Origin of the sequence: Pseudomonas syringae group sp. J309-1 (assembly GCF_032582135.1) — a bacterium.
GTDB classification, from domain to species: Bacteria; Pseudomonadota; Gammaproteobacteria; order Pseudomonadales; family Pseudomonadaceae; genus Aquipseudomonas; species Aquipseudomonas quasicaspiana.
In genome coordinates this window covers 60469-75591 of sequence record NZ_JAWHNU010000017.1, presented here as the reverse complement: position 1 = coordinate 75591, position 15123 = coordinate 60469, and the positions used below count along the sequence as shown (strand labels likewise).

Genomic DNA, 15123 nt, shown 5'->3' with positions numbered 1-15123 from the left:
TACCAGCTTTATCGGGCCAATGCATGGGCTTAATCTGCGCTGACTGTATTCCCTTTGCTGCACTGACTTCCTACAGGATCAGATCATGCCCGCATTCATTCAAAGCTATCCGCTGATCTGCAGCCTGTTGTTGGTTCTGCTGGATCTGGCCAGCTGGAACTTGGTGCCGTACCCCTACCGATTGCAGAAAGTTGCAGTACGGCTGGCGTTGTTTCTGGTTTATAGCGTAGTGATTATCAGCGCTGGCCTGAGCCCACTGGACAGCGCCCCTTGGGAAGAAGACAGCGCCCGGCATCTGGCGGCTACCGCACTGGAAATCATCTGGTGGATTCTGGCGGCCAGGACCCTGACCGAAATCATCGGCACGCTATTGATGCGGCGCATCGGTCACAGCGGTCGCTTGTTGCAGGAAGTGATCGGCGCAGTGATCTTTCTGATCGCTATCGTGGCAGCCGCCGGTTATGTCATGCAGCTTCCCGTCAAAGGCTTGCTGGCGACGTCCGGGGCAATGGCCATCGTGGTCGGTCTGGCGTTGCAGAGCACGTTGGCCGACGTGTTCTCAGGGATCATCCTCAACACCACCAAGCCTTATCAGGTTGACGACTCGATCAGCATCGACGGGGTTGAAGGCAAGGTCGTCGACATCGACTGGCGGGCCACCCATTTGCTGACCGGCACGGGCAGCACGGCGGTCATCCCCAACTCGGTAGCGGCCAAGGCCAAAATCGTCAACCTCAGCCGGCCCAGAGACATGTTTGGCGTGTCGATCAACATAATGGTCTCACCGCACATTCGCCCGCGTCGCGTACTGGATGCACTGGGCCGGGCCCTGCAAGGCAGCAGCGCCTTGCTGCCATTCCCCAAGGCCCGAGCGGTGGTCAAGGAAGCCAGCCCGACCACCATCGAATACACCGTCACTGGTTTCATCAGGGATCTGGACAAGAAAAGCGAAGTCCGCAATCTGCTGTTCGACCTCGCCTACCGTCACCTCGAAGCCGCGGGCATTGCCTGGCAGTCCGACGTTACGGCAGAACCGGTGTCCCGCGCCCGGACGTTGCTGGACGAAGTGAAGGTATTCCGCGCGCTGAATACTGAAGAGAAAAACCATCTGGCGCAGAGCATGTCTGCCAGGGAATACGCTGCGGGTCAGGTGATCATCGAAGCCAATGAAGTCACCGACAGCCTGCTGGTGATCGCCACCGGCGTGGTGTCGGCCGAAGTATCCGACGGCAAGGCCTTCATCGAAGCCGGGCGCATGGGGCCAAGCGAAGTGATGGGCGAACAGAGCATCCTCGACGACACACCGTCCGAAGCCCGCTTCACGGCCCTTACCTCGTGTGTGGTGTACAGCATCGACAAGAGCGTGGCCCGGGAAACCATGGAGCATGAAAGCCAGATCAAAAACGCCCTGACGAAACTCCAGGCCGTGCGCCAGCACAGCAGCCAGTCATTGCTGACCGAGAAACCGGCAGCCATCAAGAAAGGCAGTTTCCTGGGGTGGCTGCAGAAGCGTTGATACATGACAACACTGTCAAGCAACACACATTTACCGAAATGTAATCTTTGTGGGAGTCGCCCCGGTGGCCCTGACACCACGCTGTCGCGCAGCAAACACGGACCCTGTAGGAGTGAGCTTGCTCGCGATTCGGCCTGTCAGTCGATGAATATATTGCCTGTACTGGAGCTATCGCGAGCAAGCTCACTCCTACAGTAAAAAGCATTACAAATCAGATAGTTATATTTTGTTTGATAGGAGCAGAGCTTGCTCGCGATAAGGCTGGATGCGATTTGCTCTGGATCGCGTTCAGCCTTATCGCGAGCAAGCTCTGCTCCCACGGGGTTGGAGGTGTCAGCCCCTGACAGCATCCTTCCAGACCTGCGCGCCATCAAAAAACGCATGGGCATTGCTGACCAGTGTTTCCAGGTGGTAACCGCCCTCCTGCACGATGACGCACGGCAGCCCCAGGCTGCGAATCCGCTCGCCCAGTTTCGCGAATCCTTCCCGGGTGACCGCAACCTGGCTCTGCGGGTCATGCTCGTAGATATCGAAGCCCAGGGACAACACCAGCACCTGCGCGTCAAAAGATTTAACGGCATCCAGAGCCTGTTCAAGCTTGTCCATGAACACCGATTCAGGCGAACCGTGAGGCATCGGGAAGTTCACGTTGCAGCCAGCCCCGGCACCTTCACCCTGCTCGTCTTCGAACCCGGCGACGCCCGGATAGAAATTCTCCGGATCGCCATGAATGGAGACGTACAGCACATCATCGCGATCGTAAAAAATCTCCTGGATACCCTGACCGTGGTGCATGTCAGTGTCCAGCACTGCGACCCGCTCAAAGCCATCACGCAAAACCTGAGCAGCCACTGCTGCGCTGTTGACGTAGCAGAACCCACCTGCGGCTTCTTTACGGGCGTGGTGTCCGGGCGGACGGCATAGCGCATATGAGGCAGGCTCGCCATCAAGCACAGCCTTGGCAGCCGCCACCGCGCTTTGAGCAGACCAGTACGCAGAGCGCCAGGTGTTCTCACCCACCGGGCAACTGCCATCGGCCAGATAGCGCGCGGCCTGGGCCAGAATCCCGCGCAAGGCATTGGGCTCGCGGACGAAGATGTTCGACATCACTTCATCGCCCCAGTCTTCGGGCATCTTCTTCCATTCTGTATGCGCGCTTTTCAAGAACGTCAGATATGCATCGCTGTGGACTGCCAGCAAAGGATCGAGACCGAAATCAGCCGGTTGCTGAATATCGAACGCCAGGCCCTGAACCGCTTGCAGCAGATTCTGTGCCCGCTGCGGGACCTCCTGTGGCGTGCGCATCTGTCCACGGGAGTAATAGCTTTTGGGAAAGTGCAGAAGCTGTTCCGGATGAAAAAAACTGAGCATGGGTATTCCTCATTCAGTAGGTCGCGCCAATCAGGCTTCGCGAGCGGTTTCCAGTTCGAATGCCGTGGCATGTCGCTTGGCGAGTGCCAGCACGCAGATCAGTGAGGTGCCTGCGATCAGGCTGTAGAACAACGCCATCGGCCACCATTGGCCGGGGTAGGAATGCGCCAGCCAGGTGCCGATCAACGGCGTCAGACCGCCTGCCAGCGCACCGCACACCTGATAGGCCAGAGAGATCGCCGTGTACCGAACCCGGGTTTCAAACATGCCGCTGACGTAACCGGCGATCACCGCGTAGAACGACGCCATGCAGACCACCGCCAGGGCGATGCCGAGAATGATCAATGGCGCCTGACCGCTACTGACCAGGATGAACATCGGATAAGGCGAGGCCATAGCCAAAATCGTCACGCCACACAGGAAGCGCGTGGCGCCGACCTTCTCCGCCACCCATGCCGCAATCGGCTGGATGCAGAACTGAATGATCGCCACCACGAACAGACATTCCAGAATGAGCGACCTTGGCAAATTCAATTGCTGAGTGGTGTAAGCAATCATGAAGGTGTTGGTGAAATACACCCCCGCGATGCCCAGCGTGTTTGCGCCGATGCACAGCAGCAAGGGCCGCCATGAAGTCTTGAGCACCTCGAATACCGGAGCCTGTGCCTTGCGGCCAGACTTGGCGACATCCAGCCGTGCCTGCTCTTTGTCATTGAGGAATTCAGGTGACTCGTTGACGCCCAGGCGAATCGCGAGACCGACCACCAGCAACGCGGCGCTGGCCAGAAACGGCAGACGCCAGCCCCAGCTCATCAGGTCTTCTTCGGGCAGACGGGTTACTGCGCTGAACGCCAGCAGCGAAAGAATCAACCCCGCCGGGCTGCCCAGCTGCGCAAATGAGGCGAAGAAATTACGTCGGCCTTTGGGCGCATGTTCACCCGCCATCAATACTGCACCGCCCCACTCGCCTCCGACGGCAATGCCCTGGACCACACGCAGGAGGATCAGCAACACCGGCGCCGCTGCGCCGATTTGCGCATAGGTCGGCAGCAAACCGATACAGACTGTGACCACGCCCATCATCACCAGGGTGATGACCAGCGATTTCTTGCGGCCGATACGGTCGCCGATGTGACCAAACACGATGCCGCCCAACGGTCGGGCAAAGAAGCCCACGGCAAAGGTGCCGAAGGCCGCCATGGTGCTGAACAATTTATCTTCGGAAGGGAAAAAGAGCTGACCGAATACCAGCGCAGCGGCGGTGGCATAGATATAAAAGTCGTACCACTCGATCATCGTACCGATGAACGCGGCGGCAGCAGCCCGGCGTGGCTGCGCAGAAGCAGTGGGCTTCATGAATCAACTCCATTGGTTAGTATTTTTGGCAGGAGAAAATGATCTTGCTGAGGCCGCTCTGTTGGCGGCTATGGACGGATTTTTTGCTCGACAGGCATAATCAGTCAAATTTCTATTTATTATTCGAACTATAAGCCGCAATTATAGTGAGGCTGCCGTGACCGATACTTCCCGCGATATCTCTCCCTTGCTCAATGACCGCCTCGACTGGAATCTGCTGCGTACCTTCCGGGTGATTGGCCAGGAGCTGAGCATCAGCCGGGCCGCTGCCAGAATGCACCTGACCCAACCCGCGGTCAGTCAGGCCCTCAAGCGTCTGGAAGAACAACTGGGTTGTCAGCTTATTGCCCGTCGCGGGCCACGGTTCGACCTGACCGAAGCCGGTGTGAAAATCTTCGCCCTGGCGGGGGAGATTTATGGCCAGGTCTCGCAAGTGAGCAACACCTTGCAGATGCCGGGGGATGAAGTGATCGGCAAAGTCCGCTTGCTGATGATCAGCCGGATCGTGTCGAGCAACTTTGATAATTTCCTGACGGAGTTCCACCGCCAACACCCCCGGGTTGACCTAGAAGTGGACGTGATGCGCAGCTCCGACATCGTCAGCGCGCTGCTGGAGAAAACCGCCACCCTGGGCTTGAGCCTGAACCGCCGCCCACAACCCCGGCTGGAGCAACGCCTGTTTCAACGTCAGCGTTACGTGTTTTTCTGCGGCCGGAATCATCCGTTGTATGGTCGCACCGACCTCAGTCAGAGCGATCTGCAGTCAGAAAACTTTGTCAGTTTCACCAGTGACCAGATCGGCGGGATGCTTTCGCCCCTGACCATCTTTCGTGACCAGCAGGGTTTTGGCGGGAGGATTGTGGCGTCATCTTCAAGCCTCGAAGAAATCAGGCGCCTGGTCATTGCGGGGATTGGCCTGGGGTGCCTGCCCGAGCATGTCGTGGTTGACGACGTTGAACAGGGGTTACTGTGGCGGGTGCCGCCGTTGGAGGGCGTTGCGGACGTCGATATTCATTTGCTGTGGAACCGTGAACAGCGCATGAGCCGTGCTGAAACGGTGTTTATCGAAGGATTGGCAGCGCGGCTGGAAAATACATGAAGTTTTTATCTTCATGATTAACCCGCCGCGCTTTAATACAGAACTGAAACAGGTAATTCCCAATCAGTTTTTATTTCGGCAATCATTCAATGCTTGATACTTAACAGTATTCAACGCACCGTTGGAATCTTCGTAGGTCATTAGCTGCGGGTTGACGCCGCACACTTTGGAAGCCGAAGACATACGCACAACTTTCTCAACGTCAAGTTTCATACCGTACTCATACTTCACGATGCCGGGAAGAGCCTGATTTTTATCGGCGGCATAATCCGCAACAAACGCCTGGTGCTCTTTGATAATCTTGCTGGCGACCGGTTCATGATCGCTGGAAGCAAAAGAAGTAACAGGAACAAGTACGGCCAGCGCAAGCATCAACGATTTAGCGATTTTCATTTTCTCTGTCTCCGTTTAGTGGGTGATTGAAAGATACCAGTCCATCGCTAACAACGAGGTGGCGCAAACATGACGATTTGGAAATCTGGAAAAAGTCTTGAGATCTTCCCCGTGCACTTAATAACAACATTGTCATTATTCACTCACCGTCCTGTTAGCTTGGCTATTTATACTCATCGCTAACACTGAGGAGCACGACGCAGCTTGCTTCAAGACTCCGCAGTCACTGCCCTTAAACAGAATGGTAACTACGATGACTACAATCAAAGCAATCGCCTTCACACTCGTCGCCCTCTCATCCACCGCGGCAATGGCCCACGATGGAAGTGAACGCGCCAGCCCGGCCGCTGAAAAAATCAAGGTCGCTCAGGAGCAGCGCTTCAACGATCAAATCAATGGCGAATCATCGCGTCTTGTGAATACCGAGAAAAAGACCTCGGTTAATGAACCTGAAAAAGGTTAAGGATTAACTTCGGTTCCACTCTATTCACCTTTAGCAGCTGACAAGCTCCTTTGGTCAAGGTGAATCTTTAGCGCCCTTCGGGGCGCTTTTTTTTGCTAATTAATAAGCAAATGAAAAATCTGTAGTTGCGCGCAAGCATCGTGACACCGCCCGCTCCCCTCAAACAACATACATTCCCTGGAATTTAAATGCATTCTGTAGGAGCTGCCGAAGGCTGCGAAGCATTCATTCTGATACACCGCCATCGCAGCCTTCGGCAGCTCCTACAATGTCCACTGGTTGCCGCAAGATTGCACGGTGCTATTGACACCAAGGCAACACTTACAAATTCAGTTGCATCAGATCGTCGTATTTGTTCGATGCCCCGTCTATTAAGGCACACCGCCAGCAAGTTGATAACACAGAACCAGCAGGCGTTAGCCAGTCTCTACAAAAAAGCCCGCAACAGTCACCTGTCGCGGGCTATTTATTTACAACACTGACGCTATGTCTGCTCTTCTTCCCGACGGTGCGCCCATTGATACAACGCAGGCAGAACCAACAAGGTCAGCGCGGTGGACGACAGTATCCCGCCAATCACCACGGTCGCCAGCGGACGCTGAACTTCAGCCCCGGTGCCGGTCGCCAGCGCCATCGGAATAAAGCCTAACGACGCGACCAGCGCGGTCATCAACACCGGGCGCAAGCGCGTCAGCGCACCTTCGTTGATCGCATCGCCCAGCGAACGCCCTTCCTCGCGCAGGTTACGAATGAACGAGATCATCACCAGGCCGTTCAACACCGCCACACCCGACAAGGCGATAAACCCTACCCCCGCCGAGATGGACAGCGGAATGTCCCTCAACCACAGCGCCATTACGCCACCGGTCAGGGCAAACGGAATACCGGTGAAAACCAGCAAACCGTCCTTGAGGTTATTGAACATCATGAACAGCAGCGCCAGCACCATCAGCAGCGCCACCGGAACCACGATCTGCAAGCGCTTGGCAGCGGACTGCAACTGTTCAAACTGGCCGCCCCAATTGGTCCAGTATCCCGCCGGAATCTGCACGTCGCGTTCGATGGTCTCGCCCGCCTCTTGCACAAACGAGCCGAGGTCGCGACCGCGTACGTTAGCGCTGACGATGACCAGACGTTTGCCGTTTTCCCGGCTGATCTGGTTCGGCCCCAGTACGAGATCCAGGCTTGCCACCTGGGACAGCGAAATGAAGCTGATCTGCTGATTGACGCTGCTCGCCGTCGCAGGCACGGGGATCAGCAGGCTCGACAGTCCAGCCACATCTGTACGCAAGGTTTCCGACAGTCGCACTACCATGTCAAAGCGACGATCACCTTCATAGAGAGTACCCGCCTGGCGCCCGCCTACTGCGATGGCAATGGCGTCCTGAACGTCGCCTACATTGAGGCCATAACGCGCGGCCTTGTCACGATCGATGTTAATCGTCAGCACGGGCAAGCCGGTGGTTTGTTCAACCTTGACCTCAGAAGATCCCGGCACCTTCTGCAAGGTCGCAGCGATTTTCGCGGCAGTCTGGTTCAGTACCGCCATGTCATCGCCGAAAACCTTCACCGCGACGTCGCTGCGCACACCTGAAACCAGCTCGTTGAAGCGCAACTGAATCGGCTGTGACAATTCATAGTTACTGCCCGGCACTGTCGCAGCGGCCTGCTGCAATTCGGCAATCAGCGTTTCGCGAGACTTGCCAGGATCTGGCCATTCACTTTGCGGCTTGAGCATGACGTAACTGTCAGAGATGTTCGGCGGCATCGGGTCCGCAGCGATCTCTGCGGTGCCTGTTCGGGCGAACACACGCTCTACTTCCGGCATTTTCTCGACGATGGCTTTTTCAAGACGCTGCTGCATGTCCACTGATTGAGTCAGGCTGGTGCCTGGAACCCGAAGTGCCTGCAACGCAAAGTCGCCTTCACTCAAGCTCGGGATGAACTCACTGCCCATGCGGCTGGCGGTGAACCCGGACAAGACAATCAACGCCACAGCGAAGGAGAACGCTATCGACCGATGGCTAAGTACCCACTTCAAAACCGGTGCGTAGCGCAGACGCGCGGTACGCATCACCACGCCCTCTTCTTCCTTGACCTTGCCGGTGACAAACATGGCAATGGCCGCCGGTACGAATGTCACCGACAGGATCATGGCGCCCAGCAGCGCGATCACCACGGTAAAGGCCATCGGGTGGAACATTTTGCCTTCGACCCCCGTCAGGGCGAAGATCGGCAAGTACACAACCATGATGATCAACTGGCCGAAAATCAGTGGTCGACGTGCTTCTTTGGCGGCTGCAAACACCTCATGAAAGCGCTCCGAACGGGTCAACATCCGTCCGTACTTCTGCTGTGCGTGCGCCAGTCTGCGGATCGCGTTTTCGACAATTACGACTGCGCCGTCAACGATGATGCCGAAGTCCAGCGCGCCGAGACTCATCAGGTTGGCACTGACTTTGTTGGTGAACATACCGGTGAAGGTGAACAGCATGGCCAGGGGAATCACCATGGCGGTGATCAACGCGGCACGGATATTACCGAGGAACAAAAACAGAATCGCGATGACCAGAATGGCCCCTTCGATCAGGTTTTTCTTCACGGTGGCGATGGCTTTTTCAACCAGCGTCGTGCGGTCATAAACCGTGATCGCCTCAACACCTTCCGGCAATGAACGGTTGATATCAGCCAGCTTGGCAGCCACGGCCTGGGAAACCGTGCGGCTGTTTTCGCCGATCAGCATGAACACGGTGCCGAGTACCACTTCCCGGCCATTTTCGGTAGCAGCGCCAGAGCGTAGCTCCTGACCAATGTCCACGTCGGCCACGCTGCTGACCCGGATCGGCGTGCCCTGAACATTGGCGATAACAATGTTGGCAATGTCCTGCACCGTGCCCAACTGGCCCGGCGCACGAATCAATAACTGCTCGCCACCACGCTCAATGTAGCCTGCGCCAATGTTGGCGTTGTTGCGCTCAAGGGCAGCCACCAGATCATTCAATGTCAGCTTGTACGCTGCGAGTTTCTTCGGGTCGGGCGCGATCTGATACTGCTTGGCGAAACCACCAATGGTGTTGATCTCGGCGACGCCAGGCACGTTGCGCAGCTGCGGCTTGATGATCCAGTCCTGAATCACCCGCAGATCGGTCGGGGTGTAAGGCGTGCCGTCTTCCTTCAGCGCGCCCTCCTTCGCCTCTACGGTCCAGAGGAAAATCTCACCAAGCCCGGTGGAAATTGGCCCCATGACCGCATCGACACCTTCGGGCAACTGATCCTTGGCGATTTGCAGACGCTCGCCGACCAACTGGCGGGCGAAGAACAGGTCCGTGCCGTCTTCAAAAATCACCGTGACCTGTGAGAGGCCCGAGCGCGACAGAGAACGTGTCTGCTGCAGACCCGGCAGGCCAGCCATGCTTGTCTCGATCGAGAACGTCACCCGTTGCTCGGTCTCCAGCGGAGAAAAACCGGGCGCCGAAGTATTGATCTGTACCTGCACATTAGTGATGTCAGGCACAGCATCGATGGGCAGTTTCTGGTAGCTGGCAATGCCGAGCCCTGCCATGAGCAACACGGCAAGCATCACGACGATGCGCTGCTCGATTGCGAATTGGATCAACCGTTCAAACATGACGTTGTACTCTTGCGAGGCAGATCAATGGGAGTGCTCAGCGGAGCCTTTACCCAGCTCGGACTTGAGAATGAAACTGCCAGCGGCGGCCACTTGAGTGCCCGCCGTAAGGCCTTGAACGATTTCCACATAACCGCCGTCGCGTCTGCCGACTTTCACCGGACGCAGCTCAAAGCCTTCGGTATTGCGCACGAACACCGACGTCTGATCTTCAACGGACTGAATGGCAGACTCAGGCAGGCTGACCGCCGCATTGGCTTTGTCTGCTGTCACATCAACCGAGACAAACAGCCCCGGTCGCCACGCGCCCTCGGGGTTGGCCAGCACCACGCGCACCGCCGCCGCGCGGGTTTGCTCGCCCAGCAGATTGCCTACGTAGCTGATGCGGCCTTCAACCTGGGCATTGAGATCGGGCGCACTGACCGTGACTGCCCGGCCTACCACGACTTTGTTCAAATCTTTGGGCGCAACGCCAAAGGTCGCCCAGACCCGCGACAAATCGGAGAGTGTGAAAGCTGAAGTGGTGTCGTTAACCACCTCGCCTATGGCCAGGTGCTTTTCGACGACCACTGAATCAAAGGGAGCGATCAGCTCGTATCGATTGCCCGCGGAGGATTTCAGACTGGCGCCGATAGCACTCAGCTTCTGCCGACCGTTGGCGTAGCTGATGTCTGCTTCCTGATACGCCTGACGCGCCAATAGATAATCCTGCTCCGCAGAAATCTTGTCTTCCCAGAGCTTTTTCTCGCGCTGCATGGTCAACCGTGCAAGTTCAAGACGGCGCTGCGCTGCGTTAAGTTCGCTGCGCTGATCGGAGATTTGCTGACTGGCGATCACGGCCAGGACCTGGCCTTTTTTCACCGACTGGCCGAGGTCAACCTTGACCTCCTCAACGATGCCGCCGACCCTGGGCACGACGTGGGTGGTGCGGTCTTCGTCGAATCGAATTTCGCCGGGGAACGTGACTGAAGTGCTCATCGACCGAGGTGCCGCGACGGTCAGCTCTATGCCCGCAGACTTGATCTGTTCGGCATTGAGTTCGAGCTTGCCTTCTTCCGCGTGCGAGTCGCCAGATTCTTCATGGCCGCCGCCAGACGCTTCGGCACCATGACCTTTTTCGCCATGCTCTTCATCACCATGGCTTTCCTCACCGTGCGCTTCGTCAGCGTGGCCTTTCTCATCGACCTTGCCGTCGCTGTGGCTGTCATTTTCGGCGTGCCCCTTCTCGTCCGCATGCCCTTCTTCTTCCGTGTGTTCGTGCTTCGCGTCCTTGGCCGCTTCCGCTGCAACAGGAAGCCCCTGATTACCCAGCGTCAGGCTGCCAAGTCCAATGATTGCAACCACCGCCAGGGCAATGGTCATACTTCGTTTGTTATCCATGGATGCTCCCGGCGATCACGTACGGATGTACACAGCGATGCGCCCGATAAGTGCGAAAAATGAGGGGTTAAGGATTGGCAGTGAATGGGCTGATGTCGCCGTAGATACGCTCGACCGTCACTCTGGCGTCCGTAGCGATGGCCAGCGATTCGAGGTATTGGCTGCGGGCAGCAATCAGGGTGCGCTGTGCGTCGAGAACTTCGAGAAAGCCGAACTTGCCCATCTCGAAACCACGGGTCGCCGCATCCACCGCGCTTTTCGCCGAGGGCAAAATCACCTGATTGAAGGACTCGACTTCTTTGCTCGCCGTCGACCATTGATCGAGTGCGGCCTGGGTCTGCGTACGTAACCGGAGCTCTACGGCGTTGCGTAAATCACGGGCCTGATCTGCGCGGCGGGATGCGGCCAGAACGTTGCCCTGATTGCGATTGAACAGAGGAAGCGGTGCCGATAAACCGATCACATTGACTCGTTCACGGTCTTCGCGGCTGTACTGGCTGCCAATGCTGACAGTGAGGTCGGGGATGCGCTGCGCCCGCTCCGAGCCTAGCGCCGCATCACGCTGCTCGATCTGGGCATGGGCCAGGCGCAGCTCGGCAGCTTGATTGATTGCCGTGAGCATCCTCGCCTCCGACGGGGATTTGCCCGGCGACAGGTCGGCGTGCTCCAAACGATCAAACGAAGAAGCCGACGAGCCAGTGGTGCGCGCCAGATCGCGATAGCTATTGGTTTTCAGGGTTTCGGCGCGACGCACCAACAGGTCCGTTTCGGCCAGTTGTACCTGCGCACGCGTCACCTCGACGGGCGAAGATTTGCCCGCACGCACACGCCCGTCGGCCACTTCCAGACCACGCTGAGCAAGTGCCTGGGATTGCCGTGCCAGTTCCAGACCGGTTTGCGCACGCATTGCAGTAAAGAAGGCCTGCACGACTTCGGCACGTAACTCGTTGCCCCGTCGTTCCAGTTCGATCTGCGCAGCATCCTGGGACCGGCTGGCGGCTTCGACGCGAGCACCGCGCTTGCCACCCAGTTCCAGTGCCTGGCTGAGCATGACCGTGGTAGTGCTGGTATTGCGCCGAGTGTCTTCCACCTCCCAGGACAACTCCGGGTTAGGCATCAGACCTGCCTGCTGCCTGTCGCCCTCGGCAATGCCAATTTCCCATCGTGCGGCGGCGAGGTCCGGATTTTCCGCAAAGGCGGCCTCGATGGCCTGGGGCAGACTCAAGCTCTGAGCAGTCGCAATACCGGGCGCGGCAAATGACAGCAAAAAGGCATAAAGCAAACCTGTTTTCACGGTGGGCTTCACGTCGGTTAACAAGGAAAAAACTCTGTACCTCAGCGGGTTTGCACTGCTCCCGTCGTGCCTTTGCATATGACTGACCACCCCATAAATAACCAGAACAGACTCCAGCTGCGTTCAGCGGAGTTGGATGCGGGGGACTTTATGCAAAGGGAGTTAGCAGAAGGATTGCTGAAAAATTACAATCCTGTCATTTAAGAAAAGTTGCAGTCGCTCGCTATTACACTGCGCGACGCAGTGAAGTTAGCGACACCAAAGACACAAACAGCAATAACTTAAAACTTGCTTTTTTAACACGCTGGCAAAGTGGAAACCTTAAAGCTTTCTGGCTTCAGAACAGTTGAAAAAAATCCGGATATTCAGCCACCTGCGGGGTTGACCCTGAAGTGGCTACAGACTCCAGAATCGCCGCTAATCCATAGATCGTGGAATTCTGCCGTTTACCTCGGCAGAGGCGGAACGCGCAACTTTAAAGCCGCCAATAAAATAACAGCGGCACTTACCTAGCCTATTAATACAGGACACTGATATGCGAATCCTTGTTGTAGAGGACGAGCCGAAAACTGCCGAGTACATGCATCAGGGTTTAACCGAGAGTGGCTATGTTGTGGACCTGGCCGTCACGGGGCTTGATGGGCTTTATCTGGCTCAACATCAAACTTACGATCTGGTGATCCTGGATGTGAATCTGCCCGAGATGGATGGTTGGGAGGTATTGACCCGGTTGAGGAAAAACAGCAACACCCGGGTCATGATGGTCACTGCCCGTGGTCGCCTTGAAGAGAAGGTCCGGGGGCTGGAAATGGGCGCAGACGATTATTTGGTCAAGCCGTTCGAGTTTCCGGAGTTGCTGGCAAGAGTTCGCACGCTGATGCGTCGCAGTGAGCAGGCCGGTTTGCCCGAGGTGCTGCGGGTCGGCGACCTTGAACTGGACCAGGGACGACACCGAGCCTTTCGCGGCACCCAGCGCATCGACCTGACGACCAAGGAATTCGCCCTGCTCCACCTGTTGATGCGTCACAGCGGTGAAGTCATGTCTCGCACGCAGATCATCTCGCTGGTGTGGGACATGAACTTTGACTGCGACACCAACGTTGTCGAAGTCTCGATCCGCCGCCTGCGGGCAAAAATCGACGAGCCTTTCGAACAGAAACTGATTCATACCCTGCGCGGCGTCGGCTACGTTCTGGAAATACGTGAATGAAACCCACGCGCCTTTCAACCCGGCTGGGCCTTGCCGTTACCGCAATGAGTGCCGTGCTGGTACTGGTAATGGCAGCGTTCGCCTACGCGTCCATTTCACATCAGCTGGATTTCCGGGCGAGAAACGGCTTGCAGGAAAAACTGGAGCAAATCGAACACAGCCTGTCAGAGGGCTTCAGCTCGGTCGCTGACGTGGTGCTGGCGCCTCACCACTTGCGAGACCAGATCGTCGGGCACGATGACTTGACCCTGACCATCCTCGATTCGAGCGTCCCGAGAAAACGCTTGCTGAGTCTGGGTCAGGACGAACAGATGGTGCCTCCAATACCTCTGGCCGGGGACAGCCGGGACCATTTCCAGCGGGTGGAATCCTCGGCCGGTCACGAGATATTGATTGCCAGCAAACAGGTGCGCCTCAAAGGCGGCCAGAAGGTGCTGGTGCTGCTCGCGCTCGACAGAGAGAGCGATGCCCTGTTACTCGGCGCCTATGTGAAATCCACACTCATCGCCTTGCCGCTCATCCTGCTGCTGGTTGGCGGTTGTGCGTGGTGGATCGTGCATCGAGGGTTAAGACCTCTGCGCGCGTTTCGCAAAGTCGCGCACAAAGTATCGGCCCGGGATTTGTCCCATCGCATGCAAGCTGCTGGCTTACCTGACGAACTGCGCGATCTGGCCCATGCCGTCAACGTAATGCTCAACCGACTGGCCGAGGATATTCAGCAACTGGCGCAATTTTCGGATGACCTGGCCCATGAACTGCGCTCGCCCATGAACAACCTGATGGGCAAGGCGCAAGTCACCTTGTCCAGAGAGCGGCCACCCGAGGAATACAAACAGGCACTTGAGTCGTGCACCGAGGAGCTTGAACGCCTGTCATTAATGGTCTCCCAGATGCTGTTCCTGGCCAGCGTGACCCAGCCTTCGGCGCTGTTGACGTTTACTGCAGTGGATCTTGAGCAAGAAGCCAACAAGGTCGCCGAGCTTTTTGATCAGTCAGCGGAAGAAAAAGACATGACGCTGGTGGTTCAGGGCAGTGCCCAGACCTTCGGAGAACGATTGATGATCCAGCGAGCGATCTCCAATCTGCTCTCCAACGCCATCCGGCACGGCAATCCCGGTAGCACAGTGACCATCACCCTCGACAGCCATGTCAATGAAGTGTCTCTGGCCGTCAGCAATCAGGGTGAAGGCATCGAAGCCGAGCACCTGCCGCGACTGTTTGACCGCTTCTACCGGGTACACGCCAGCCGCTCACGACAACAGGGAGGCACCGGTCTGGGGCTGGCGATTGTTCGCTCCATCATGACTGTTCATCAAGGGCGCGTGACGGTGGAGAGTGAGCTGGAACGGGTCACGACGTTCAGGCTGGTTTTTCCGCGAGCGAAGTGACTGATTAACCGAACTGAGCCCGGCC

The 15123-nt window shown here is 57.1% G+C and carries 11 protein-coding genes; 5 read left to right on the top strand and 6 right to left on the bottom strand.

What is annotated here, in order from left to right:
* Positions 1-85 precede the first annotated feature (85 nt).
* Entirely contained in the window at positions 86-1516 is a 1431-nt protein-coding gene (locus RX972_RS12210; RefSeq protein ID WP_316875637.1) for a mechanosensitive ion channel family protein, read from the top strand.
* Between the two features lie 333 nt (positions 1517-1849).
* On the opposite strand, the gene RX972_RS12205 is transcribed toward RX972_RS12210, so the two are convergent.
* Together RX972_RS12205 and RX972_RS12200 are read right to left on the bottom strand one after the other, a co-directional pair.
* Positions 1850-2887, bottom strand: coding sequence for a histone deacetylase family protein (locus RX972_RS12205; protein WP_255882725.1), 1038 nt, complete (start codon positions 2885-2887; stop codon positions 1850-1852).
* A gap of 30 nt (positions 2888-2917) precedes the next feature.
* Positions 2918-4243 carry an MFS transporter gene (locus RX972_RS12200; RefSeq protein WP_122706370.1) on the bottom strand — a complete coding sequence of 442 codons (1326 nt, stop codon included), beginning with the start codon at positions 4241-4243 and terminating at the stop codon, positions 2918-2920.
* 157 nt (positions 4244-4400) lie between these two features.
* Between RX972_RS12200 and RX972_RS12195 the strand changes: the two genes are divergently transcribed.
* Positions 4401-5342, top strand: coding sequence for a LysR family transcriptional regulator (locus tag RX972_RS12195; RefSeq protein ID WP_027902782.1), 942 nt, complete (start codon positions 4401-4403; stop codon positions 5340-5342).
* A gap of 63 nt (positions 5343-5405) precedes the next feature.
* Here the strand turns inward: RX972_RS12195 and RX972_RS12190 are convergent, their stop codons facing one another.
* The gene (locus tag RX972_RS12190; RefSeq protein ID WP_316875632.1) at positions 5406-5735 is read right to left on the bottom strand and encodes a DUF2790 domain-containing protein; all 330 of its coding nucleotides are present in this window, start codon (positions 5733-5735) and stop codon (positions 5406-5408) included.
* 253 nt (positions 5736-5988) lie between these two features.
* Here RX972_RS12190 and RX972_RS12185 point away from each other — a divergent pair, with 253 nt between their 5' ends.
* The gene (locus RX972_RS12185) at positions 5989-6198 is read left to right on the top strand and encodes a hypothetical protein (protein WP_027902780.1); all 210 of its coding nucleotides are present in this window, start codon (positions 5989-5991) and stop codon (positions 6196-6198) included.
* Between the two features lie 484 nt (positions 6199-6682).
* Here the strand turns inward: RX972_RS12185 and RX972_RS12180 are convergent, their stop codons facing one another.
* From RX972_RS12180 to RX972_RS12170, 3 genes are all read right to left on the bottom strand, one after another.
* The gene (locus tag RX972_RS12180) at positions 6683-9826 is read right to left on the bottom strand and encodes a CusA/CzcA family heavy metal efflux RND transporter (RefSeq protein ID WP_255882712.1); all 3144 of its coding nucleotides are present in this window, start codon (positions 9824-9826) and stop codon (positions 6683-6685) included.
* 24 nt (positions 9827-9850) lie between these two features.
* The gene (locus tag RX972_RS12175; protein WP_316875626.1) at positions 9851-11206 is read right to left on the bottom strand and encodes an efflux RND transporter periplasmic adaptor subunit; all 1356 of its coding nucleotides are present in this window, start codon (positions 11204-11206) and stop codon (positions 9851-9853) included.
* Positions 11207-11273: 67 nt separating this feature from the next.
* Positions 11274-12578: a TolC family protein gene (locus RX972_RS12170; protein WP_410478224.1), complete on the bottom strand. Its 1305-nt coding sequence runs from the start codon at positions 12576-12578 to the stop codon at positions 11274-11276.
* 457 nt (positions 12579-13035) lie between these two features.
* On the opposite strand from RX972_RS12170, the gene RX972_RS12165 reads away from it, so the two are divergent.
* On the top strand, positions 13036-13710 hold the full coding sequence (locus RX972_RS12165) for a heavy metal response regulator transcription factor (RefSeq protein WP_122706379.1): 675 nt from the start codon (positions 13036-13038) through the stop codon (positions 13708-13710).
* Positions 13707-15098: a heavy metal sensor histidine kinase gene (locus RX972_RS12160; protein WP_316875622.1), complete on the top strand. Its 1392-nt coding sequence runs from the start codon at positions 13707-13709 to the stop codon at positions 15096-15098. The genes RX972_RS12165 and RX972_RS12160 overlap by 4 nt, the downstream gene beginning before the upstream one ends.
* Positions 15099-15123 lie beyond the last annotated feature (25 nt).